The 24295-nt window shown below is 37.4% G+C and carries 29 protein-coding genes, 1 other RNA gene and 1 other annotated feature; of the genes, 27 read left to right on the top strand and 3 right to left on the bottom strand.

Annotated elements, in window-relative coordinates; translation table 11 throughout:
- The first annotated feature begins 10 nt into the window (after window positions 1–10).
- The 14 genes from gltX to mprF all read left to right on the top strand — a co-directional run bounded on the left by gltX (window position 11) and on the right by mprF (window position 11754).
- Complete coding sequence (gene gltX / locus ACSYTJ_RS05885) at window positions 11–1498, top strand: glutamate--tRNA ligase (protein WP_491716672.1); 1488 nt, start codon at window positions 11–13, stop codon at window positions 1496–1498.
- A gap of 121 nt (window positions 1499–1619) precedes the next feature.
- Window positions 1620–3029 carry a cysteine--tRNA ligase gene (gene cysS, locus ACSYTJ_RS05880; RefSeq protein ID WP_491716671.1) on the top strand — a complete coding sequence of 470 codons (1410 nt, stop codon included), beginning with the start codon at window positions 1620–1622 and terminating at the stop codon, window positions 3027–3029.
- Complete coding sequence (locus tag ACSYTJ_RS05875; RefSeq protein WP_491719732.1) at window positions 3029–3448, top strand: Mini-ribonuclease 3; 420 nt, start codon at window positions 3029–3031, stop codon at window positions 3446–3448. Before cysS ends, ACSYTJ_RS05875 begins: the two co-directional genes overlap by 1 nt.
- Window positions 3438–4190, top strand: a complete 753-nt coding sequence (rlmB, locus tag ACSYTJ_RS05870; RefSeq protein ID WP_491716669.1) for a 23S rRNA (guanosine(2251)-2'-O)-methyltransferase RlmB — start codon at window positions 3438–3440, stop codon at window positions 4188–4190. Before ACSYTJ_RS05875 ends, rlmB begins: the two co-directional genes overlap by 11 nt.
- A gap of 20 nt (window positions 4191–4210) precedes the next feature.
- A complete protein-coding gene (locus tag ACSYTJ_RS05865; RefSeq protein WP_491716668.1) occupies window positions 4211–4735 on the top strand; it encodes an NYN domain-containing protein in 525 nt (174 codons plus the stop codon).
- Window positions 4736–4855: 120 nt separating this feature from the next.
- On the top strand, window positions 4856–5497 hold the full coding sequence (locus ACSYTJ_RS05860; protein ID WP_491719731.1) for a sigma-70 family RNA polymerase sigma factor: 642 nt from the start codon (window positions 4856–4858) through the stop codon (window positions 5495–5497).
- A gap of 73 nt (window positions 5498–5570) precedes the next feature.
- Window positions 5571–5720, top strand: a complete 150-nt coding sequence (gene rpmG, locus ACSYTJ_RS05855) for a 50S ribosomal protein L33 (protein ID WP_491716666.1) — start codon at window positions 5571–5573, stop codon at window positions 5718–5720.
- Window positions 5721–5732: 12 nt separating this feature from the next.
- On the top strand, window positions 5733–5906 hold the full coding sequence (gene secE / locus ACSYTJ_RS05850) for a preprotein translocase subunit SecE (RefSeq protein WP_491716665.1): 174 nt from the start codon (window positions 5733–5735) through the stop codon (window positions 5904–5906).
- A 128-nt stretch (window positions 5907–6034) separates the two neighbouring features.
- On the top strand, window positions 6035–6583 hold the full coding sequence (gene nusG / locus ACSYTJ_RS05845) for a transcription termination/antitermination protein NusG (protein WP_491716664.1): 549 nt from the start codon (window positions 6035–6037) through the stop codon (window positions 6581–6583).
- 125 nt (window positions 6584–6708) lie between these two features.
- On the top strand, window positions 6709–7131 hold the full coding sequence (gene rplK / locus ACSYTJ_RS05840; protein ID WP_491716663.1) for a 50S ribosomal protein L11: 423 nt from the start codon (window positions 6709–6711) through the stop codon (window positions 7129–7131).
- Between the two features lie 102 nt (window positions 7132–7233).
- Window positions 7234–7926 carry a 50S ribosomal protein L1 gene (rplA, locus tag ACSYTJ_RS05835; RefSeq protein ID WP_219282776.1) on the top strand — a complete coding sequence of 231 codons (693 nt, stop codon included), beginning with the start codon at window positions 7234–7236 and terminating at the stop codon, window positions 7924–7926.
- A 67-nt stretch (window positions 7927–7993) separates the two neighbouring features.
- Window positions 7994–8104 (top strand) — a sequence feature (ribosomal protein L10 leader region).
- A 28-nt stretch (window positions 8105–8132) separates the two neighbouring features.
- Entirely contained in the window at window positions 8133–8639 is a 507-nt protein-coding gene (gene rplJ, locus ACSYTJ_RS05830; protein ID WP_491716662.1) for a 50S ribosomal protein L10, read from the top strand.
- Between the two features lie 34 nt (window positions 8640–8673).
- Window positions 8674–9039: a 50S ribosomal protein L7/L12 gene (gene rplL, locus ACSYTJ_RS05825; RefSeq protein WP_491716661.1), complete on the top strand. Its 366-nt coding sequence runs from the start codon at window positions 8674–8676 to the stop codon at window positions 9037–9039.
- 90 nt (window positions 9040–9129) lie between these two features.
- Window positions 9130–11754: a bifunctional lysylphosphatidylglycerol flippase/synthetase MprF gene (mprF, locus tag ACSYTJ_RS05820; protein ID WP_491719730.1), complete on the top strand. Its 2625-nt coding sequence runs from the start codon at window positions 9130–9132 to the stop codon at window positions 11752–11754.
- Between the two features lie 52 nt (window positions 11755–11806).
- On the opposite strand, the gene nrdF is transcribed toward mprF, so the two are convergent.
- The 3 genes from nrdF to ACSYTJ_RS05805 form a co-directional block, all read right to left on the bottom strand.
- Window positions 11807–12775 carry a class 1b ribonucleoside-diphosphate reductase subunit beta gene (nrdF, locus tag ACSYTJ_RS05815; protein WP_491716659.1) on the bottom strand — a complete coding sequence of 323 codons (969 nt, stop codon included), beginning with the start codon at window positions 12773–12775 and terminating at the stop codon, window positions 11807–11809.
- Window positions 12776–12878: 103 nt separating this feature from the next.
- Window positions 12879–15044, bottom strand: coding sequence for a class 1b ribonucleoside-diphosphate reductase subunit alpha (gene nrdE, locus ACSYTJ_RS05810; protein ID WP_491719729.1), 2166 nt, complete (start codon window positions 15042–15044; stop codon window positions 12879–12881).
- An 88-nt stretch (window positions 15045–15132) separates the two neighbouring features.
- Window positions 15133–15369: a redoxin NrdH gene (locus ACSYTJ_RS05805; RefSeq protein ID WP_491716657.1), complete on the bottom strand. Its 237-nt coding sequence runs from the start codon at window positions 15367–15369 to the stop codon at window positions 15133–15135.
- A 246-nt stretch (window positions 15370–15615) separates the two neighbouring features.
- On the opposite strand from ACSYTJ_RS05805, the gene ACSYTJ_RS05800 reads away from it, so the two are divergent.
- The 13 genes from ACSYTJ_RS05800 (at window position 15616) to ACSYTJ_RS05740 (ending at window position 24227) form a co-directional block, all read left to right on the top strand.
- Window positions 15616–16218, top strand: a complete 603-nt coding sequence (locus ACSYTJ_RS05800) for a class I SAM-dependent methyltransferase (protein ID WP_491716656.1) — start codon at window positions 15616–15618, stop codon at window positions 16216–16218.
- Between the two features lie 11 nt (window positions 16219–16229).
- Window positions 16230–16721: a tRNA adenosine(34) deaminase TadA gene (gene tadA, locus ACSYTJ_RS05795; RefSeq protein ID WP_491719728.1), complete on the top strand. Its 492-nt coding sequence runs from the start codon at window positions 16230–16232 to the stop codon at window positions 16719–16721.
- A 31-nt stretch (window positions 16722–16752) separates the two neighbouring features.
- An RNA gene (gene ffs / locus ACSYTJ_RS05790) (signal recognition particle sRNA small type) lies at window positions 16753–16839 on the top strand.
- Between the two features lie 137 nt (window positions 16840–16976).
- A complete protein-coding gene (dnaX, locus tag ACSYTJ_RS05785) occupies window positions 16977–18887 on the top strand; it encodes a DNA polymerase III subunit gamma/tau (protein WP_491719727.1) in 1911 nt (636 codons plus the stop codon).
- Window positions 18888–18906: 19 nt separating this feature from the next.
- Window positions 18907–19218 carry a YbaB/EbfC family nucleoid-associated protein gene (locus ACSYTJ_RS05780; protein WP_491719726.1) on the top strand — a complete coding sequence of 104 codons (312 nt, stop codon included), beginning with the start codon at window positions 18907–18909 and terminating at the stop codon, window positions 19216–19218.
- Between the two features lie 18 nt (window positions 19219–19236).
- Complete coding sequence (recR, locus tag ACSYTJ_RS05775; protein WP_491716652.1) at window positions 19237–19836, top strand: recombination mediator RecR; 600 nt, start codon at window positions 19237–19239, stop codon at window positions 19834–19836.
- A gap of 13 nt (window positions 19837–19849) precedes the next feature.
- On the top strand, window positions 19850–20098 hold the full coding sequence (locus tag ACSYTJ_RS05770) for a YaaL family protein (RefSeq protein WP_491716651.1): 249 nt from the start codon (window positions 19850–19852) through the stop codon (window positions 20096–20098).
- A gap of 99 nt (window positions 20099–20197) precedes the next feature.
- Window positions 20198–20842, top strand: a complete 645-nt coding sequence (tmk, locus tag ACSYTJ_RS05765; RefSeq protein ID WP_491719725.1) for a dTMP kinase — start codon at window positions 20198–20200, stop codon at window positions 20840–20842.
- Window positions 20842–21168, top strand: a complete 327-nt coding sequence (gene darA / locus ACSYTJ_RS05760) for a cyclic di-AMP receptor DarA (RefSeq protein WP_491716649.1) — start codon at window positions 20842–20844, stop codon at window positions 21166–21168. The genes tmk and darA overlap by 1 nt, the downstream gene beginning before the upstream one ends.
- A 5-nt stretch (window positions 21169–21173) precedes the next feature.
- Complete coding sequence (gene holB / locus ACSYTJ_RS05755; RefSeq protein WP_491719724.1) at window positions 21174–22193, top strand: DNA polymerase III subunit delta'; 1020 nt, start codon at window positions 21174–21176, stop codon at window positions 22191–22193.
- A gap of 25 nt (window positions 22194–22218) precedes the next feature.
- The gene (locus ACSYTJ_RS05750; RefSeq protein ID WP_491716647.1) at window positions 22219–22563 is read left to right on the top strand and encodes a DNA replication initiation control protein YabA; all 345 of its coding nucleotides are present in this window, start codon (window positions 22219–22221) and stop codon (window positions 22561–22563) included.
- 17 nt (window positions 22564–22580) lie between these two features.
- Window positions 22581–23468, top strand: coding sequence for a 16S rRNA (cytidine(1402)-2'-O)-methyltransferase (gene rsmI / locus ACSYTJ_RS05745; RefSeq protein ID WP_491719723.1), 888 nt, complete (start codon window positions 22581–22583; stop codon window positions 23466–23468).
- Between the two features lie 9 nt (window positions 23469–23477).
- Entirely contained in the window at window positions 23478–24227 is a 750-nt protein-coding gene (locus tag ACSYTJ_RS05740) for an acyl-[acyl-carrier-protein] thioesterase (RefSeq protein ID WP_491719722.1), read from the top strand.
- Window positions 24228–24295: the final 68 nt, after the last annotated feature.

Below are 24295 nucleotides of genomic sequence, written 5' to 3'. Positions count from 1 at the left end.
GGGAATAGAATTGGCTAAGAATTCGATTCGAGTTAGATACGCACCAAGTCCTACTGGACATTTACACATTGGAAACGCAAGAACTGCAATTTTCAATTATCTTTTTGCCCGTCATAATAAGGGTAAATTTATTATCAGAATTGAAGATACTGATACGAAAAGAAACGTGGCTGATGGTGAAATCAGTCAATTAGATAACTTAAAGTGGTTAGGTTTGGATTGGGATGAAGGTCCAGATAAACCAGGTGATTTTGGACCATACCGTCAATCAGAACGCCGTGATATTTATGAACCACTCATTCAAAAATTATTGGATGAAGGGAAGGCTTATGAATCATATCGGACTGAAGAAGAGCTTACCGCTGACCGAGAAGAACAAAAGGCCCGTGGTGTAATGCCCCATTATGAATATGAATTTGAAGGCATGACCGAAGAAGAAAAGAACCAAGCAATTGCTGATGCAAAAGCCAAGGGCTTAAAGCCAGTGATTCGGTTCCGAGTTCCAAAGAACCATGACTATGAATGGGATGATATGGTAAAGGGTCATTTATCATTTAATTCCGATAGTGTTGGTGGGGACTTCGTTATTGCCAAGCGTGACGGGATGCCTACTTATAACTTCGCCGTAGTTGTTGATGATCATTTAATGGAAATCAGCCACGTCTTTAGAGGTGATGACCACGTATCCAATACACCAAAGCAATTGATGATCTACGATGCATTTGGTTGGGATGCTCCTAAGTTTGGGCACATGAGTTTGATCACCAGCGCTGATTCAGGGAAGAAGTTAAGTAAACGTGATGAATCGATTATTCAATTCATTGAACAATATCGCGACTTAGGATACCTCCCAGAAGCAATGTTCAATTTCATTACCTTACTTGGTTGGTCACCAGTTGGTGAAGATGAAATCTTCTCAGAACGTGAATTCATTAAGATGTATGATTATAAGCGATTGAGTAAGTCACCCGCTAAGTTCGATAACAAAAAGTTGGAATGGATCAATAATCAATACGTTAAATCTAGTGATGAAGACGTTGTGATGGATCTTGCGCTTCGTCAATTGATCGATAAGGGTAATATTCCAGCTAATCCAGATGCCAAGACAGTTGAATGGGCACGGAAGCTGATCAACGTTTACAAACAACAAATGAGTTACATGGCGCAAATTAATGAAATGGCTGATGTTTTCTTCCATGAACCAGATCAAGTAACTGGCGATGCACTTGAAGAAATCAGTAACGATACTGCACCTGTAGTTCTAAAGGAATTTGCTAAGCGGGCAAAGGAATTACAAATCTTTGATAAGATTGAAATTCTAAGAACGATTAAGGCGGTTCAAAAAGATACCAAGATTAAGGGGCGTAAACTTTGGATGCCAATTAGAATCGCGGTAACCCATGAAATGACTGGTCCTGAATTGCCAGAATCAATTGAATTAATTGGTCGCGATAAGGCCCTTGAACACATTGAACAAACATTAAAGCAAATTGATTAATTTAAAAAGGATTCCCGTACGATAATTTATCGTAAAGGAACCCTTTTTTATTTTAAATTGATGATTAGTTTATGCTAAAATGAAAACACTTATTAATAATTTTGAGATTGGGGTGTAGGATGTGCTAAAAATTTACAATACGTTAACTCAAGAAAAAGAAAACTTTGAACCAATTCATCCAGGAGTAGTGAATATGTACGTCTGTGGACCTACCGTCTACAATTACATCCACATTGGCAATGCGAGAAGTGTCGTTGCTTTTGATACCATTCGCCGTTACTTAGAATACTGCGGATATCAAGTTAATTATGTTTCTAATTTTACTGACGTTGACGATAAGATGATTAATGCGGCTAAGCAAGAGGGGATTACAGTTCCCGAGCTGGCAGATAGATATATTGCTGCATTTATGGAAGATACGCGGGCTTTAAATGTCCAAAAGGCAACCAAGCATCCGCGTGCTACAGAAAACATTCCAGAAATTATTCAATTCGTTAGTGATTTAGTTGATAAGGGATATGCTTACGTCGTTGATGGAAATGTTTATTATCGGGCCCGTAAGTTTGCGACCTATGGTCAATTAGCGCATGAAAGTATCGATGACTTAGAGGCTGGTGCTAGTAAACACGTTAGTGATGAGGAAACAGCCCAAAAAGAAGATCCAATTGATTTTGCACTTTGGAAGAAGCAAAAGGGCGATGAGATTGCTTGGGATTCCCCATGGGGGAAGGGTCGTCCCGGATGGCATATTGAATGTTCAGTAATGGCTACCAAGTATCTCGGCGATACAATCGATATTCATGGTGGGGGCATCGACCTAGAATTTCCTCATCATGAAAATGAACGTGCCCAAAGCCAAGCTAGAACTGGGCAAACATTCGTTAACTACTGGATGCATAATGGATTCGTGACCGTTGGTGAAGACAATGAAAAGATGAGTAAGTCCCTAGGTAACTTTGTGACGGTCCATGACTTAATTAAAACCACTGATCCACAAGCAGTCCGTTTTTTGATGTCGACGACTCAATATCGTAGACCAATTAATTATAATCCTACTAACTTGCAAACAGCGGCTGCTAATTTAAAGAAAATCAAAACTGCTTATAGTAATTTAAGCTATCGGCTTAAGGATGCTGATGATTATAATGATCCAAAGGTCGATCAAGAAATTAGACAGATCCAAGCAGATTTTCAAGATGCCATGGATGATGACTTTAATGTGCAAAATGGAATTGATAAAGTCTATGAATTAGCTAAGTTAGGGAATGTTTATTCCGAACGCCCATTGGTGTTCAAGGATACTATCAAGTTGATCTTACAACGTTTAAAGCAACTAGCTAGTATTTTTGGGATTGAGTTTACGGTTGATCAATTAGATGATCAAAAAATTGAAGCCTTAATTCAAGAACGGAATCAAGCGCGTGATGATCGTAATTTTGAACGTAGTGATCAGATCAGAGCAGAGCTAAAGGCACAGGGAATCGTGCTTGAAGATACAGCACAAGGAACTCGTTTCAGAAGGGAATCATAATGACAGAGAAGAATGTTGATTATCAACAGCTTAACGGGATTGTTTTAGCTTATTTAGGCGATTCAGTTTATGAGGTATACATCCGCAAGCACCTCCTTACACTTGGAATCACGAAGCCAAATCGGTTACAAAAAGTGGCTACTAAGTACGTTTCAGCGAAAGCGCAAGCAGCTTTGATTGCTCTAATGCAAGAAGATGGGATTCTTTCTGAAGCGGAATGGGCGGTCTTTAAACGGGGAAGAAATGCAAAGAGTTATACCCATGCTAAAAACACCAGTGTTGTAACTTATCGCATTTCAACTGGATTTGAGGCGTTAATGGGCTACCTATCGTTAAGTGAAGAATTAGATCGGCTCAATTTCTTAGCTGATTGGTGTATAAAACAAGTTGATAATGGGAGAACGATTCATGAAAAGTAATGACGATTTTGTGATTGGCCGCCATCCTGCAGTTGCGGCTTTAAGAAGTAAGCAGGAAATTAATAAAGTGTTTTTGCAAGATGGAATTAAAAAAAGCGATGCAGTGGTTAGTGAAATAATTAAATTAGCAAAGGGTCGTCATTTAATTATTTCGATGGTTCCAAAAGCAAAGTTAGATTTACTTTCAGATCATCAAAATCACCAAGGTGTCATTTTGGCGATTGCATCATATAAATACGCAACGATCGATGAAATTTTTGAAAATGCTGAAAAAAAGGGGACTGCTCCATTTTTCGTAATTTTGGATAGTATTGAGGATCCACATAACTTAGGTTCCATTATGAGAACCGCTGATGCTGCTGGTGTTTCTGGAATCATTATTCCAAAGCATCGTGCAGTCGGTTTAACTTCAACTGTTGCTAAGACTTCTGCTGGCGCGATTGAACGGGTTCCAGTTGCTCGGGTTACAAATTTGGTACAAACCGTAAATGAATTAAAAGATCGTAATGTTTGGATTTTTGGAACCGATGTTAATGGAACTGATTACCGGAAATGGAATGGAAATGGTGCGGTTGCTTTGGTAATTGGAAATGAGGGCAAGGGAATTTCACCGCTTCTAAAGAAGCAAGTTGATGAAATGTTAACAATCCCAATGGTCGGAGAATTACAAAGTTTAAATGCAAGTGTGGCTGCCGGACTATTAATGTATCAATGTTTTAACTCCAGAAATCCATTATCTTAAAATAATGGAGTTGATTAATTATGAAAGAGCAGCTATTGTTGGTCGATGCTTATAATGTAATTGGTAGTTGGCCAAAGTTAAATGAACTAAAATTGGATAATCGCTTACCAGAAGCACGTGACGAATTACTACGGATTTTATCGGAATATCAAAAATACCGTAAAATTAATATGGTAATAATTTTTGATGCGATGTATGTTCCTGGGTTGGCTAAAAAAGATAAACATTATAATCTTGATATTGTTTGGACTGGTAAGGATGAAACTGCTGATAGCTACATCGAAGCGTTAGCTCGTAAGAAGCAATCTCGTTTTATCCAAGTGATAGTAGTTACCAGTGATCAAGCTGAACAATGGACTGTGTTTTCAGCTGGCGCATTGCGATTGACTTCCCGAGATTTATTGCGGGATGTTACGCGTGCTAAAAAGGAAATTACGCGCCATGTGCATAGTTATAAAAACATAGGCAGTGGACGTAATTCACCTTTTTCAGATCAACAGTTAAGTAAGTTAGCGCATTTACGAGACCGTCTTTCAGATCAATAAATTAATTTAATTTTTATTAATTAATTAATATTTAATAATTGGTACATGTTTTAAGAATAAATGTTCGCTTGTTGTTATGATACCCTTTTGCTAAATTTGTTTAAAAGGGGGTGATCCATAATGAACACGATCGAACAAAATCGAATTGCGAATACTACTACTACGCATGTTATAAAATCTAAAAAACCCATTCATAAAAACCAAATTATTAGTGAAATTGATTTAATTAAATCGATTCAAAGTGGGAACGAACAATCAATTAGAAAGTTATTTAATAAATATAAACCAATCGTTAATAAAATGTGGCGTCAATATTTTATCAAGGGAATGGAAATTGAGGATTGGTATCAAGAATCAATGATCGTTTTAGTCCGAATCGTAGATAAATATGATTGTGACAGAGGGATTAGCTTTGGTAGTTATTACCGCCAAGCATTAAAAAACCGCTTTTTTGATTTAATTCGGCGTAAAAATGCCCAAAAAAGATTTCCTGATAATTTAGTGAGTTCATTTGAAGCATCTGAGGGTTTTTATTCTGATACGCTTGTTGATACGAATTCATTTTGTCCTGAAAAATTAATTTTTCAAATTGAAAAGCTAAGTGCAATCTTTAGTAAGCTTTCTAAATTTGAATCTAGGGTTTTTGGTGAAATGGTAAAATCATCCTCCATAAGTAAGATTGCTAATAAGTATAATTGTTCGGAAGAAAAAGTAATAAATGCTTTTGAACGTTGTAAGCGTAAGTTTAACCAAATGGAATGAACGTTGATTTAGTGATGTTTGACTACCAAGGTTGAACATGCTAATATTTAAATGATTACGTGGGGGTATTCCTATGTCAAAAAATAAGTTAGTACTAGCATGTTCAGTTTGTGGATCACGGAATTACATCACGGATGACAATTCAAAACGATCTGAACGCCTAGAAGTAAAAAAATTTTGTAAGCACTGTGGAAAGCATACTTTGCATCGAGAGACACGCTAGTAGGAGGGTCTTATGCGATTAATTAATTTTTTTAAGAGCGTTATTCAAGAAATGAAAATTGTTGTTTGGCCTAATGCTAAACAAACAAGGGAAGATACTTCAACTGTTTTAGGAGTTACAATTTTATTTGCAGTTTTCTTTGCAGTTGTCGACCACTTGGTTCAGCTATTATTAAAGATTTTATAAGATATATAAAAACCTACAAATGTGAGGTTTTTTTATTTTGGAAAATTTTGCATAATTAGTGGATAGTGGTTATTATGATATAATATTCTAGATGGTTGAATGATTAATAAATAAAGGAGCAATTTGAAATGGTAGAATCAGCAGAAAAACAATGGTATGTATTACATACTTACTCTGGTTATGAGAACCGTGTCAAAGCGAACATCGAGTCACGTAAGGAATCAATGGGGATGTCTAACTATATCTTTAGAGTAGTCGTTCCTGAACAAGAAGAACATGAAGTTAAGAACGGGAAAGATAAGATTAAAATGGACAAGACTTTCCCTGGATATGTATTAATTCAAATGGTTATGACCGATGAATCATGGTATATTGTTCGAAATACACCAGGAGTGACTGGTTTTATTGGTTCCCATGGACAAGGAAGTAAGCCAACGCCATTGCTACCTGATGAAGTAGAATTAATCTTGAGTCGTTTGGATCAAACTCCTGAAACAAAGGAAATCGATGCCAAAGTTGGTGACACTGTTACCATTATTGATGGTGCATTTTCCGGACTATCTGGTAAGATTATTGAAATTGATAATGAAAAAGCTAAATTAAAGGTTGATATTGATATGTTCGGTCGGGAAACTAGTGCTGAATTAGATTTTAATCAAATTAAAACTGATGAATAAAACCTTGAAACACAAATAACTTTGTGTTATATTTACTTTTGTATGTTTTTTGCATATGTTTTTGAACGTGGGAGGAGAAATTTAGATCTCCATTTACCACACACGGACTTAAGGAGGTATGTCTCGTGGCTAAAAAAGTAGCTAATGTAGTTAAATTACAAATTCCTGCGGGTAAAGCAACACCCGCTCCTCCAGTTGGACCTGCTTTAGGTCAAGCTGGAATTAACATCATGGGATTCACTAAGGACTTTAATGCCCGTACCGCTGATCAAGCTGGTATGATTATCCCAGTTGTTATTACTGTTTTCGATGACCGTTCATTCGAATTTATTACTAAGACACCACCAGCTGCAGTATTATTAAAGAAAGCTGCTGGAATTCAAAAGGGTTCTGGTGAACCTAACACTAACAAGGTAGCTGAAGTTACCAAGGACCAAGTGAAGGAAATCGCCGAAACTAAGATGAAAGATCTTAACGCAGCTGATGTAGAAGCCGCAATGCGTATGGTCGAAGGTACTGCACGCAGTATGGGGATCACTGTTAAGTAATTTCATTCATACTGTGGGTAGGCCCCGATGCTCTAATTGATTTTAGGGTATCAAGTGGGAGGTTTATCCGTTATAACCACAATTGCAAGGAGGAAAATACACATGGCTCGTAATAGAGGTAAAAAATACCAAGACGCACTTAAGCAAGTAGACCGCGAAAAGGCTTACTCTGTTGAAGATGCAGTTAACTTGGTTAAGAAAATTGATTTTGCAAACTTTGACGCAAGTGTTGAAGTTGCATTTAACTTAAACGTTGATACTAAGCAAGCAGACCAACAATTGCGTGGTGCTACTGTGTTACCAAATGGGACCGGTAAAGACCAAACTGTTGTTGTATTTGCTAAAGGTGACAAGGCCGCTGCTGCTAAGGAAGCTGGCGCTGACTTCGTTGGTGACGCTGATTTAGCTGAAAAGATTCAAGACGGTTGGTTGGACTTTGATGTTGCAATCGCTACTCCTGACATGATGGCACAAGTTGGTCGTCTTGGTCGGGTACTTGGACCTAAAGGTTTAATGCCAAACCCTAAGACTGGTACTGTTACTATGGACGTTGCTAAGGCTGTTAATGATGCCAAAGCAGGTCAAGTTACTTACCGTACTGACCGTGACGGAAACGTTGCTGTTTTAGTTGGTAAGGTATCATTCGATGCTGACAAATTAGTTGGTAACTTAAAAGAAATTGAAAACATTATTGCTAAGAACCGCCCTGCTTCAGTACGTGGGACTTACATTAAGAATATTTCAATCGCTTCAACTTTTGGCCCTGGAGTTAAGGTTGACGTTGAATCATTCTAAGTTATTAAACTAGGATCGAAATAAAAAATCCTCATATTGACTGTAACGATCCCTTGTGGTATAGTTACTCTGTTATATCAATCTACCTAAGACTCAGGTGGCGTTCGCCTTAAATATCCTGCCGAGGAATTCAATTCTCTCTATGTCTGGGTAGGCGTGGGGATTTTTTTATTTAAATCCCAAACAAATTTGGGAGGTGAAAATGGATGCGTAAAGATGTTTTAGCTGCTAAGGAAGAATTAGTAGCAGAATTTACAAAGAAATTGCAAGATGCTAACTCTGCGATCGTAGTTAACTACCGTGGATTAGATGTTGCTGACGTTACTGACTTACGTAAGCAATTACGTGATGCTGACGTTTCATTTAACGTTATTAAAAACAACGTTATCAGTCGTGCTGCTGAAAAGGCTGGTTATGAAGAATTAAAGGATATCTTTAAGGGACCTACTGCAGTTGCCTTCTCTAACGAAGACCCAATTGCTCCCGCTAAGATCTTGAAGAACTTTGCTGACAATAATGACGCTCTTGTTATCAAGGGTGGTATGATTGAAAAGAAGGTTGCTTCATTAGATGAAATTAATGAATTCGCTTCATTACCAAGTCGTGACGAATTACTTGCTACTCTTGCTAACGTATTGCAAGCTCCTATTCGGAACGTTGCTTACGGTGTTAAGGCAATTGCTGAAAGTAAAGACGACGATAGTGCCGCTTAAAAATTAAAATTTATCCAAAATGGAGGAAAATAAAATGGCTTTTGATAAAGATAATATTATTGCTCAACTTAAAGATGCTTCAATCTCTGACTTAAACGACTTAGTTAAGTCAATCGAAGATGAATTCGGTGTTTCAGCTGCTGCTCCTGTTGCAGCTGCTGGTGCTGCTGGTGCCGATGGTGGCGCTAAGGATTCATTCGACGTTGAATTAACTTCAGCTGGTAGTGCTAAGATCAAGGTTATCAAGGCAGTTCGTGAAATCACTGGTGCTGGTTTGAAGGACGCTAAGGACATGGTTGACGGTGCTCCTGCCGTTGTTAAGGAAGGCGTTTCTGAAGAAGAAGCTAACAAGCTCAAGGAACAACTTGAAGCTGCTGGTGCTACTGTTACCCTTAAGTAATTTTAGTATTAAGCTTAAAGCGTGTGGCATTTAGATGCCATGCGCTTTTTTGTTTATTGGAACTAAGTTTAGAGATGGAGGGCACTTCCGTTGAAATCTTTATATCAAAATACTAGGGAATTTTTTGCTAGGCACCTTAAGGTTATTCGAATTTTATTCATTTTTTCAGTTTTAATTTTTTCAATTCGAGAATTTTCTAAAATTATTTCTGAAGTGAATGGTCAACAGGTTAAGGCTAGTTTTGAAAGTCAATCGCCAACATCGCTATTAATCATGTCTGTATTGGGGATTATTGCGGTTTTACCAATGCTAGTATATGATTTTACAATTGTGAAATTTTTACCTGGTAAATTTAAGCCCCTTTATATTGTCAAAACCGGATGGATTACCAATGCGTTTACCAATATCCTGGGTTTGGGTGGACTGATTGGGGCAAGTCTACGAGCTAATTTTTACAATGAAAATGCTAAGCCTAAGGAAATCTTATATGCGATTTCTAAAATTGCATTGTTTTTATTGGCGGGACTTTCCACTTTCTGTTGGGTTTCGTTAATAATGATCTTTGGCTTCGATATGGATGGCGTATTAGCTAATTATTGGCCATTTCTTTTTGCGGGAGCGCTTTATTTCCCCATTATTTTCATTATTACTCGTCTGAATAATTCAGATTTTTTCAAAGATTTAACCATTAAAAGAGAATTAACTTTGATCATGGGTTCTTGTTTAGAATGGGGAAGCTGTGCTGCACTGTTCTTAATTATTGGTGCTTTAATGCACGTTGAAGTTAATTTAGTCTCAGTATTTCCGTTATTCATTATCGCCAACCTAATGGGGGTAATTGGAATGACGCCCGGTGGATTGGGCGGATTCGATGTAACCATTACGACTGGATTGATTATGATCGGACTTGATAAACCACAAACACTAGTTTGGCTGGCACTCTACCGAATCTTTTACTATGTTATTCCGTTTGTGATTGCATTAATTCTGTTCATTCATGATTACGGGAAACGGATTAATGAATTTTTAGATGATATTCCAAAGACCATTTTTCAAAGGACATCGCAGCTTTTAATGACATTTTTCCTTTATTTTTCTGGAATTATGTTGTTACTTTCGATTACCTTACCGAACGTGGTATTGGTAAATAGCTTTTATCTATCGTTCGAGCCTTATACGTTCTACTTCTTGAATCAATTGTCGACAATTATCGTAGCGTTTATTCTCATTGGATTAGCGCGCGGATACGGTTCAAGAGTCAATCGGGCTTTTTGGCCTACGGTAGTCGTTTTAATAGTTGCGATTGGTAATACCTTGTGGAAAGAGAGTTTTCCTGCTAATATGACCATTTTATCAATCATATTGATATTGTTATTATGGGCATCCAAGGGTTCACTATATCGTTCCCGACTATCTTATTCCTGGGGTCAACGAATTATGGATACGGTTATTTTTGCATTTACATTTACAGCTTACACGTTGTTAGGTATTTATAACCGTTTTCACCATAACTTTAAGCATGGACCATTTAAGGGCTTTTTCCATCAACAAAATTCCTATCTATTCCCATCCCAGCAGGTTTGGTTATCCGGTTTTCTAGGATTGTTAGCTGCTTCGCTAATTTTAGTAATTATTTATCGCTACTTCTCATCTAAGGAATCTAAATGGTTAGACCAACCCTTTAATGCCGATCGAGTTCGCAAAGTAATTGAACAATTTGGTGGCAATGAAGTGAGTCACTTAGCGTTTGTTCGCGACAAGCAGATCTATTTCTATACCGAAGATGATGAAGATCAAGTCTTCTTTATGTTTAAGCGAAAGGCAAATAAATTAGTTATTATGGGAGAACCAGTTGGAAATCAAGAACGGGTTTCAGCAGCAATCGATCAATTTATGGTCGATGCTGATAAAATTGGTTTATCATTAGTATTCTATGAAGTTGGGGAAAAATTCACCATGATCCTTCATGAAAAGGGCTTTGATTTTACCAAGGCTGGTGAAGAAGGAATGGTCGAATTAAGCAAGTTCACCTTAGTTGGTAAAAAACATCGGGGTGAACGAGCTTTGATGCATAAGTTTGAACGTGATGGGTATGTATTTTCAATTGTTCAGCCACCGTTTGATGATCAATTTATGAATGAATTGAAGGATATTTCTGACCAGTGGTTAAACGGCAATTCTGAAAAGGGCTTTTCGCTAGGCTATTTTGACCCTTATTATTTGAATCAGGCACCAATTGCGATCATGAAGAACCAAGATGGCAAGGTAGTTGCGTTTGCCAATATTATGCCAACTGGTGAACATGACATCACTTCAATTGATTTGATGCGTTCAAGTGAAGATGCTCCATCTGGAATCATGGATGGCATTTTCATTAATTTATTCCAATATTCATTGGAAAATAAGTACCAATACTTTAACTTAGGAATGGCACCATTATCAAATGTTGGTCGTTCACGGTTTAGTTTTATTGATGAAAAGCTTGCTAACTTAGTTTATCGTTATGGTCAATCGTTTTATAGTTTCCAAGGATTAAGATCATATAAGGAAAAATACGTTAATGTCTGGGTCCCTCGTTACATCGTTTATCGCAGAAAGAGTTCATTGATATTTACAATGCTGCAAATTTTGATGATTGTGAACGAACGGATTGGCGGGGAACAGCATCAACGAGGACCGTTTAAATTAATTGCACAGTTATTTTCATCGAAGTAACCAAAAAAGTGCTCCCTAGATAATTCTAGGGGGCACTTTTTGCGTAGATTGATTATTTTTTAGGACGACCGATATCATAGTCATCGTTATTCATTGCCTCAACTTGGCCTAGCCGATACCCATTTCCAACTTGTGAAAAGAAGTCATGGTTAGCAGTGGAAGTTGAAATTCCGTTCATAACGATTGGATTAACATCATCTGCAGTATCAGGGAAGAGTGGATCTTGACCTAGGTTCATCAATGCTTTATTAGCATTATATCTGGTAAAAGTTAGGACTTCGTCAGACCAGCCAACTTGATCGTAAAGCACGTGAACGTACTTTTCTTCATTAGAATATAATTCATAAAGGAAGTCATACATCCAACTTTTAATCGATTCTTTTTCACTATCTGGAAGTTGATTAAAAGCTAATTGGAATTTATAACCAATATAAGTTCCGTGGACCGATTCGTCACGTAAAATTAACTTAATGATTTCAGCTACGTTTGGTAACTTATTATTACCGAGGTACCATAATGGGGTAAAGAAGCCAGAATAGAATAAGAATGTTTCAAGGAAAACACTGGAAACCTTTTTCTTTAGTGGATGGCTGTCGTCATGATAGAGCGTGTATATCTTCTTAGTTTTATTTTGTAAGAACTCTTCACTGTCGCTCCAATCAAAAATTTCTTTAATTTCTTCATTCGTATTTAACGTTGAAAAAATTGATGAATAGCTTTTGGCATGCACTGATTCCATAAATTGAATGTTATTTAATACTGCAGTTTCATGAGGGGTTCTAACATCTTGTTTTAAAGCTGCCATCCCATCTTGAGATTGCAAAGTATCTAATAATGTCAATCCGCCAAAAACGTGCCCCACGACCCATTTATGGTCATCATCAAGGCTCCGCCAATCATGAAGATCGTTTGACAATGGTACCCGAGTGTCTAACCAAAATTGTTCGGTTAACTTTTCCCAGGTAGCCTTGTCAATTTCATCATTGATTGCGTTCCAGTTAATTGCTTTATAATTTTCCATGAGATTCTCCCATCCTATAAAATAAGCTTTCTGTTCGAATATTAAACATATCTAATAACTATAACTAATAATTATCATTTATACAACTACTTATTAGATAATCTTAAATTACACAGCTTTCACATTGACTAGCCCCAACTTCTTGTTGGTCATCTGTAAATGTTCTCACGTAGTATAATGATTTAATTCCCTTATAGTAAGCGTAGTTTCTCAGGATGTTTAGATCACGAGTCGACATCTTATCAGTCCGACCATTCTTCCATTCGTAGAGGCCTTCTGGAATGGTGGAACGCATGAATAGCGTCAAACTCATGCTTTGATCAATGTGTTCTTGAGCAGCTGCGTAAACGTCGATGACCTTGCGCATATCGATATCGTAAGCAGACTTGTAGTACTTGATCGTATCATTTGAAAGGTATGGAGCAGGGTAATAGATTTTACCGATCTTTGATTCGTACCGTTCTTCGATTCGGCTAATGATCGGATGTAAACTAGCAGTAGTATCATTGATGTATGAAATCGATCCGTTCGGTGCGACTGCTAATCGATTTTGGTGGTAAAGGCCATCCTTCATAACGGCTTGTTTTAATTCGTTCCAATCTTTAGTGGTCGGGACGAAAATGCCCTTGAATAGTTCCTTGACCCGTTCTGATTGTGGACCCCAATCCTTTTCAACGTATTTATCAAAGTAAGTCCCATCTGCGTACTTGCTCTTTTCGAAATTATGGAAACTGGTATTTCGTTCCCGTGCGATTTGGTTAGAAACCTTTAGTGTCCAGTAGTTCAATAGCATAAAGTATACGCCAGTGAATTCAATGGATTCAGGTGCACCGTATTCGATTTGATTTTTAGCGAGAAAACTGTGGAGCCCCATTGCGCCTAAACCAATGGTATGGGCTAATTTATTACCATGTTGAATTGATGGAACGACATCAATGTCTGAATGATCGGTAACGAATGTAAGTGCTCGGACCATTGCCTCGATCGACTTGCCAAAATCAGGACTTGCCATCATATTGACCATATTTGTGGATCCTAGGTTACATGAAATATCAGTCCCCAACTTAACGTATTCTTGCTTATTATTAACAGTGGATGGGGTTTGAACCTGCATGATTTCGGAACAAAGGTTACTCATTACGATCTTACCATCGATTGGGTTTGCACGATTAGCAGTATCGATATTGATGATGTAAGGATAGCCTGATTCTTGTTGAAGCTTACTGATCTCAGTTTCTAGCTCCCGCGCCTTGATCTTAGTCTTTTTGATTTCCGGATTGTTGACCATGTTGTCATATTCTTTTGAAATATCAACGTATGAGAAGGGTTCGCCATAAATCCGTTCAACATCGTAAGGACTGAATAGGTACATATCAGCATCAGCTCTCACTAGTTCATAGAACTTATCAGGAACGGTTACCCCTAATGACAGGGTCTTGACCCGAATTTTTTCATCAGCGTTTTCTTTTTTAGCGGATAGGAAGGAAATAATGTCAGGATGGAAAAGACTGAGATAAACCACTCCGGCTCCTTGGCGTTGGCCTAATTGGTTGGAGTATGAGAAACTATCTTCTAGCAATTTCATTACTGGAACGACCCCACTTGCGGCTCCTTCAATGTGCTTGATTGGATCGCCAGCGGCTCTTAAGTTCGAAAGGTTGATTCCAACCCCGCCACCAATTCTGGATAATTGAAGGGCGGAATTAATGGTTCTACCAATTGTATTCATATCATCAGTTGTTTGAATTAAGAAACAAGATACCAGTTCACCACGACGCTTCCGCCCGGCATTTAAGAAACTAGGGGTAGCTGGTTGGTAACGTTGGTTAATGATTTCATTTGCTAAACTCATTGCCAATTCTTCGTTACCATCAGCAAAGTAAAGGGCGTTTACGGCTGCACGATCAATGAAGTTTTCTAGGTAGTATTCATTATCGTTAGTTTTTAAAGCATATTGGGCATAGAATTTATATGCGGCCATGAATGTTTTGAAATGGAAATTTTGTGCCTTTAAGTAATCATATAGCTTTTCAATGAAGCTAAAGTTGTACTTGCTTATGAATTCCTTTTCCAAATAGTCATTATCAACTAGGTATTGGTATTTTGCTTTTAATGATTCAAATTGCTTAGTATTTGGTTGGACGTTTTCCTTTAAAAAGGCTGCTAGTGCTTCTTTGTCCTTGTCCAGTTGAATTTGACCATCAACTGGGATGTTGATTTCATTGTTTAAGTCGTAATAAGTAACGTCCTTTAGATTCGATAGTCCCATTATTTCTCCACGCTCTCCTTCAAAATTTGCTAAAATAAAAGTGGCGAGGTCTTTACAGACATCGCCATTGTAGTAGAATTATTTAAGCTTAGGCTAACACTGATAACTTATTTAGTTGATCAGGTCTAAAACCGCTAAATGCCTTAATGCCGTCAGCTTTAACAACTGGCATTGCCATAAATCCTTCTGATTTTAATGTTTCAATGTATTCTGGTTGTTCATTGATGTTGATTTCATTGAAGTCGATTGAGTGTTCTTCTAGAAAACGTTTTGTCATTTTGCATTGCATACAGTTGTTTTTTGAGAATAGGGTAACTTGTGTCATAAGCGCGACCTCCAGTAAATTTTCATTTTAATTCGAATCAATTGAGGTGAACCTCAATTGATATCGACATGTTTTAATTTTACACTCTTAATAAATAATTTCAATGTAAAAATACCACAAGTAGTGTCTCTAAATTCGTGTAACACTAGATGTGGTATTATGATAATGTGTGAAACAATTTTAAAATTACTTTTTTAGTATTAAATTCGATAAATATTATTAACCTTATAGAAACGGATGGTAGAAATGACTGAATATTATTATACACCAAATCCTGATGTTAAACACGAAGAACAGACATGGAATTTTGAATTATTAGGGAATCGATTTACTTTCACTACCGATAACGGTGTTTTTTCGAAAAAGACTGTTGATTATGGATCACGGGTTTTAATTGACAACGTTGAAATTAATGCCCTTCCCGATGGAGACATCTTAGATTTAGGTTGTGGATATGGTCCAATTGGTTTGTCCTTGGCTAAAAAGTACCCACATCGTCAATTTACCTTAGTTGATGTTAACAATCGGGCGTTAGCATTGGCTGAAGTAAATGCTAAGCAAAACCAGGTCCAAAACGTGATCGTTAAAAATTCTGATGGTTATGAATCGGTTCCAGAACAATTTGCAGCTGTAATTACGAATCCACCAGTACGAGCTGGTAAAAAAGTTGTTGATGATATGATCACTGGCGCATTGGAGCACTTAGTAATCGGAGGACGGCTTACCGTTGTTTTACAAAAAAAGCAAGGGGCGCCTTCCGCTAAGCGATTAATGACCAACACGTTTGGCAATTGTAAGGTTTTAAAGCGTGATAAAGGTTATTACATTTTAGAAAGTCGCAAGCAATAGCAGGGGGTCAAATGGACAATCAACAAATTGAATCTTTTATGCAAATGGCGCTAACTGAGGCTCGAGTGGCCTATTACATTCATGAAGTGCCAATTGGAGCAGTAGTCGTTCATAATGGCAGGGTAATCGGGACTGGCCATAATCTCCGTGAATTAGCCGAGGATGCAACTGGTCATGCTGAGATTTTTGCGATTCAAGAGGCCTGTAGTACTTTGAATAGTTGGCGCTTAGAAGATTGTGATCTATATGTAACCGTTGAACCCTGTTTAATGTGTGCGGGGGCGATTTTAAATGCGCGCATTAAAAATCTTTATTATGGTTCCCGTAATGCTAAGGGTGGGGTAGTTGATAGCCTATACCAAGTTTTGAACGATCAGCGATTTAATCATCAAGTCAACGTTAACGGTGGGATATTAGCTAATGATTCTAAAACGATAATGAAATCATTTTTTAAGGCAGCTCGGAAGCGTAAAAAAATGGCTCGTCGTTCTGGACAATCATAGTAAAATAAGTTAAGATAATATTTGCCGTTAGGCCTTGAAGCAAGGATGTGCTAACGAACCGTGTCAGATCCGGAAGGAAGCAGCACTAAGTTTCCTACGTTCTGTGCTTCTCGTACATAGAATAACGCCCTCTTAGTCTGTTTAGGCTAAGAGATTTTTTATTTTAACATGGTTTGATTAGAAATCGTGTTTAATTCCATTTATAATTGTTAATAGTTGTTTCGTTATCGTTATCATTATTAGGAGGAAAAGTAGATGAGTTATCAAGCGCTGTACCGAGTTTGGCGGCCCCAACGTTTTGCCGATTTAGTTGGCCAACACGTTATTACTGAAACGTTAAAGAATACCATTATTACGAATCAAATTAGTCATGCTTACCTATTCTCTGGGCCCCGTGGAACTGGTAAAACATCTGCTGCCAAGATTTTTGCAAAGGCTGTTAATTGTCCGAACGTAAAGGATGGTGAACCTTGTAATGAATGTAAAATTTGTAAATCCATTACGAATGGGACCTTAAATGATGTAATTGAAATCGATGCCGCTTCTAATAATGGGGTTGATGAAATTCGAGACATTCGTGATAAGGCCAAGTATGCGCCAACTGAAGCGACATACAAAGTTTATATTATCGATGAAGTTCACATGCTTTCTACGGGGGCCTTTAATGCCTTGTTAAAGACATTAGAAGAACCTCCTGCTAACGTTATTTTTATATTAGCGACGACGGAGCCCCATAAGCTGCCAGCTACGATTATTTCTCGGACCCAGCGTTTTGATTTTAAACGGATTCAACCTAAGGATATCTTAGAACGAATGGAATATATACTGAATCAAAAATCAGTCAAATATGACGATCGTGCTTTGAAGGTAATTGCGAAGGCAGCTGAGGGTGGAATGCGGGATGCCTTGAGCATTTTAGATCAAACGATGTCATATGGAGATGATGTTGTTACCTATGATAATGCGCTGCAAGTTACTGGCAGTGTTACTACGTCTTTACTATTTCAGTACGTAAGTGATGTTTTTAATCAAGATGTGAAAGCTGCGCTAGTTTCTGTTCGTAAAATTATGGATGAGGGCAAAGATGCTGGGCAATTTATTGAAGACTTGATTAGTTATTATCAAAACATCCTTCTTTATAAACAAGCTCCTGAAATGCTATTAGAACAAGAGTTAGGGATCGTTAATGACCAGTTCAAACAATTAGCTGAGCGGGTAGATTCGAATATTATTTATCAAATTATTGAAAATTTGAATGATATCCAACAACAAATGCGGTATACAATGCACCCAGATGTTTATTTAGAGGTGCTAACGGTTAAAATTGCAACGTTAAGTCAAAATAATGCGTCTAGTTCTGTCGAACACAATGAAAATGACCAACATCTAATTCAAAATTTGTCTGTTCAGATCAATGACTTAAAACAACAGATCAATCAACTTAAGCAACAACAAATGCAGCAATCGCAAAATAATCAGAATTCACAACCTGTAAATGCTGCCTCGACTAACAATCAACAGAATAATAAAATAGATGTGAATCAAAAAACAATTAAGGTGAACTTGAGTAAAATTTATCCTATTTTAGATTCAGCCACTAAGGAGGACTTAGTCCGCGTGCGCAGCGCTTGGACTGAGTTAGTCCAAAAGATGCCGATTATTTATAAATCTTTACTTAGTATTGCTACCCCAGTAGCTGCCAGCAGTAGTGGAGTTGTGGTATCATTTGGTTATGATTTCTTTTACCAACGGGCAGTTAATGACCGCGAATTAGATGATATAATTGGTAAAGGCTTTAATCAATTTATTGGGTATACTCCTAACTTGGCATATGTGTCAGAGAACCAGTGGCCTAAAGTTAGGCATGACTATTACACTCGTAGTGGGGTAATGCCTAATGAAAATTCTAACCCTAGTTCTGCAGTTCCCAAAAGTGCTGCAGTAAAGGATGATTTAAAGCCTTCTAATGATTCGTTAAATTCATCAAGTGCTGATGACGGTGTTGATGATTTAGCACATCAAGATTCGCAAGTTGCTGCCACCGTTCAGCAATCAAGTTCGAATTCAGAATCGCAAGTCGCAACTGAGTCGGATTCGAATGCTGACGTTGTTGAAAAAGCGATCAAAACATTTGGTAGTGATATTTTAGATATTAAAGATGATTAATTAAAGGATGGTAGATAATATGATGAATGGAATGAACATGAACAAAATGCTGAAGCAAGTTAAAAAAATGCAAAAGCAAATGGGTGCAGAACAAGAAGAATTGAACAAGCAAGAATTTATTGGCTCTGCTCCTGATGAAATGGTCAAAGTTACATTTACTGGTGATCGTAAGATGACTGACATGCAAATTAACCCAGAAGTAATCGATCCTGAAGATCCAGACATGCTGTCAGACATGGTATTAACTGCTGTAAACGATGCGCTTGGTAAAATTGATGACGCAACTCAAAGTACCCTTGGTAAATACACTAAGGGTATGCCAGGAATGTAAAATAAAGAAGGAATTTAAATGCAATATCCAGAGCCAATTGCAAAACTAATTGCTAGTTATATGCATCTGCCAGGAATTGGACAAAAGACTGCCGTTAGATTAGCCTATTTTACTGTTAACATGAACAAAGATGACATTGCTAATTTTGCGGAAGCACTTACTGAAACAAAGGATAAACTAACTTATTGTTCGATTTGTGGGAACTTAACCGATGAAGATCCATGTGAAATTTGTCAAGATCCAAATCGTGATCAAACCAAAATTTTAGTAGTTGAACAACCTAAGGATATCATGACGATGGAGCAGATGAAGGATTATAATGGCCTTTATCACGTCTTAGGTGGGGTTTTATCTCCCTTGGATGGCACTGGTCCAGATGAACTAAACGTTAGTTCATTGATCAAGAGACTACAATCGAATGAAGCCGTTAACGAAGTGATTATTGCTACCAATGCAACTCCCGAAGGAGAAGCAACTGCAATGTATCTTTCCAAGTTGATTAAACCAGCTGGAATTAAGGTAACTCGTTTAGCTTATGGACTTTCAGTGGGAAGCGATATTGAGTATGCTGATGAGATGACTTTGTTTAGAGCCGTTCAAGGTCGAACCGAAATTTAGGGGCGAATTATTTATGTTTGGTAGAAAGAGCAGTGCACAAAAGAATAAAATGCAATATGATCAAGAATTATTGGATTCAATTGACGAAGCAAAGTCTGAATGGTCACGGGCTCAAGAAACCCAAAACGCAATTTCAGAAGTGGATGACGAAATTATTGCTCAAACCCAACTTGCTCGTTGTAAATATTTGTATCTGTATCGAGAAGCTAGATTCCGAAATGTTCATAATAATCGGATTCAATCGTCGGTATTTGATTATTAAAGGGTCGGAATCACGTTTGTGGTTTTGACTCTTTTTGCTTTGCCAATGAACTTTTAATAAAGTACAATTATAGTTAGAAAACAAAAAGGATAGTTACTAATGAATAAAAATTTTATTACGTTCGAAGGCTCTGATGGGGCTGGCAAAACCACGGTTTTAAAACGGGTTTTTGAAACCGTGCAAAGCCAATTGGATGTACCAGTGATCCTAACTCGTGAACCAGGCGGGAATCGAATTTCAGAAATGATAAGGAATGTAATTTTAGACCGTGATAATCAAGCAATGGATTTCAAAACGGAAGCGTTATTGTATGCTGCCGCTAGACGGCAACATTTGGTGGAGACTGTCATTCCAGCTCTGGAGAAGGGTAAATTGGTTTTAAGCGATCGATACCTGGACAGTTCGCTTGCTTATCAAGGTGGCGGTCGTCAGCTGGGAATCAAACCAGTTTTTGACATGAATCAATTTGCTACCGATGGTTTAATGCCGGGCTTAACGATTTATTTTGATGTCCCGGTTGAAGTTGGTTTAAATAGGATTAGTGCTCATCGAAGTGCCAATGAAGTTGATCGATTGGATGTTGAGACCAAGGAATTTCATTATCGGGTTCATTCTACTTATGAGCAGCTAGTTCATGATTATCCTAATCGAATCATCCGAGTTGACGCAACTAGGTCAATCGATGAAGTTTATGATGCGGTATTAAAAATTTTGCACGATTATCTAAATAGGGGTGACAAATAATGAAATTATTAATTGCAGTTATTCAAGATAAAGATACTAGTGAGCTACAAGAGGCATTTATCAAAAATAATATTCGAGCAACCAAGTTATCTACAACTGGGGGCTTTCTTAAATCAGGGAACACCACTTACATGATTGGAATTGAAGATGAAAAGGTGCAAAAAACCTTAGATATCATCAAGAATATTTCAAGAACTAGAAAGAAATATATGACGCCACCAGTTAATCTAGATGGCGGAGCAAATGAAGGTTCATATCCCGTCAAAATCCAAGTTGGTGGGGCAACTGTAATGATCTTACCAATGGATCAATTTTATCAATTCTAATGGCGATGGAAAAATCAGTTGCTGAGTCCATTATTAAAGAGGCATCTATTAAGCAACCCCAATTAGTTGATCATTTTGCCCAGGTTGTTAGTGACCATGATTTGACCCATGCGTACCTATTTAGCGGGGCGCTAGGAAATGGGAAGTTAGCGGTTGCGTTACAGATTACGATGGCATTGTTTTGTCCCCATCAAAAAGATGGTAGACCTTGTGGTAAGTGCAATGAGTGTATCCGAATTGCCAGTCGGCAGCATCCAGATGTAATGATCATTGAACCAGACGGAGCAAGCATCAAAATTGATCAAGTGCGATTATTAAAGGCTGAATTTACCAAGAGTGCTGTTGAGGGTAATCAAAAGGCATTCATAATCAATGATGCTGATAAAATGACCACAGAGGCTGCTAATAGTCTTTTAAAGTTTATTGAGGAGCCAGTTGGGAATGTATTTTCATTTCTACTTACCAGCAATAAATCACTATTGTTACCAACCATTATTTCAAGAACCCAATTAGTTGAATTTCCTTCAATTTCGCCGACCCTCTTTAGCGAAGAACTCACTAAAGCTGGTATTGATAGTGTATATTTTAACTTAATTATGAAAATGACTAATAATATTGATACTGCCTCTGGGTGGTTTGAAAATAATTGGTTCGCAAAGTTGCAAAATGCAATTAGTCAATGGTTTCTTCAGCTCAACAAGCGCAATCCAGTTGCATTTACAATGGTGCAAACTGATATGATGGCCTTGATTAATAATCAGGATGCAAAGCGAATTACAATCGATATGATGATTGAAGTTTGGCGGGATGTATTAGATATTAAATTTAAAGCAGTTGATGATAATGAACTTAATTTTCCACAAATTAATAGCCAAATTCACCAAATTGCGTTGCAGATTCCTAAGCAAAAGTTGCTCAGTATAATTGAACTAATGCTTAAGAGTAATAGTGATTTAGCAATTAACATTAATTTTCAAAACGTTTTAGAATCAACTACTTTAAAGGTGCTAGATCAGTTGAATTAAACAATTAATAAGGGTGAAATTGATATTGAATAATAAAGAGCTATACAGTGGGTTAAAGAATATGGAGTCTCAAACTCAATCGATGTTGACCCGCTTTTCCGAACTCCGTGAAGCAATGAACGAAGTTTTGGAAAAAAATTCAGAATTAGAAATTGAAAATCAGCATTTGCGTGAATTATTGGAAACACATTCAAATGAAAATCATGATCAAAAAGTACCAACACAGAAAGCAACCAAGCATAATGAGTCCCGCAAGATATTAGAAAAGTTATTTAATGATGGATTTCACGTATGTAATCAATTTTATGGTAAACCGCGTGAAAATGGTGAAGGTTGTATGTTCTGTGATGAAATTATTAACCGAAAATAAGAAAGTTAGGGATTAAATTGCAAGTTCAACACAGTTTTGCTAAACATGATACTGGAACGTTATACCTAGTGCCAACCCCAATTGGCAATTTAGATGACATGACTTTTAGAGCAGTTAAGGTGCTTCGTGAAGTCGATTTAATTGCGGCTGAGGATACACGAAATACCCAGAAATTATTGAATCATTTTGAAATTGAGACTAAGGAAATTAGTTTTCATGAACATAACACAATGGAACGGATTCCAGAATTGATTCAAAAATTGCAATCAGGAATGAACATTGCCCAAGCTAGCGATGCGGGAATGCCATCGATAAGTGATCCAGGACACGAATTAGTGGTTGCTTGTATTGAGGCTAATATCCCAGTCGTTCCATTGCCAGGGGCGAATGCCGGATTAACTGGACTAATTGCATCTGGGTTATCACCACAACCCTTTTATTTCTATGGCTTTTTGAATCGGAAGCCAAGTGATCAAATCGCTGAACTTGAAGATCTGAACCGTCATCAAGAAACGTTCATTCTATATGAGGCGCCACATCGTTTAAGAAAAACCCTTAAGAACATGGCGAGCGTACTTGGTGAAGGAAGACGTGCCGTCTTATGTAGGGAAATTACAAAGCGGTATGAGGATTTTCATAGGGGGACCTTGCTTGAATTATTAGATTGGGCTGCCAACAATAAAATTATGGGAGAATTCGTAATTATTGTTGAGGGCAATTCAGAGGCACAAATCGATGATCATCAAGATGATGAACTGAACGGGCTTTCGATGGTTGAACAGGTCGATTATTTAATTGCGCAAGGTGATAAGCCAAACGTTGCGATTAAGCAAGTTGCTAAGTTACACCAAATTAAAAAGCAAGAAGTTTATAACCTATATCACCATATTGAAAAGGAGGATTGACCATTTATCGTGAGTCGCTTTAGTGAAAAACATCGAATCACTTATTATGAAACTGATAATCAGAATCGAGTTACGTTACCAATGCTCCTTAACATGGCAATTTTAGTTTCTGAGGATCAAAATGAAGAGCTTGGGTTAACCAATGAATTTATTGCATCGTTTGGGGTAACTTGGGTGGTCATTCAATATGATTTAGAAATTAATCATCTTCCTAAGACGGATGAAAATATTACCATCCAAACCCAATCGACATCTTATAATAAATTTTTTGCCTTTCGAGAGTTTTGGATTTTAGATGAGAAGGGCAGTCAGTGCGTTTACATCAAAAGCTTATGGGTTTCAATGAATATTGAACAACGGCGTTTAGCACCGATCCCGCATCAAATTGTGGATCCTTATCAATCTAATGCTGTGAAGTTAACTCCTCGAATTAAAAAGCCACGCAAGATTGAATCATTATCTAATAGTCGCCAGTATCGAATCCGTTATAGCGATATTGATACGAATATTCACGTCAACAATACTCGTTATTTGGATTGGATGACTGATTTATTACCATATGATTTTTTAGTTCAAAACATTCCTGCTCACATTAACCTAAAATATGATAGCGAAGTGCGTTATGGCAACGTAATTGAAAGTAATTATGAACATCAAGAAATTGATGGAACCGTTGTTACGAAGCACGAAATTTATCACAATCAACAATTAGCAGCAATTGCTAATATTACTTGGCAACACGATGGCGAGGTAGATTAAACATCTGGTTCGCTTTTTTTAATGCTTTATAATGGTATATAATAAGCATGATAAAAATTAACAACAAT

The sequence above is a fragment of the Nicoliella sp. ESL1113 genome (genome assembly GCF_058509245.1).
This window is presented reverse-complemented; position numbering and strand designations above follow the sequence as displayed.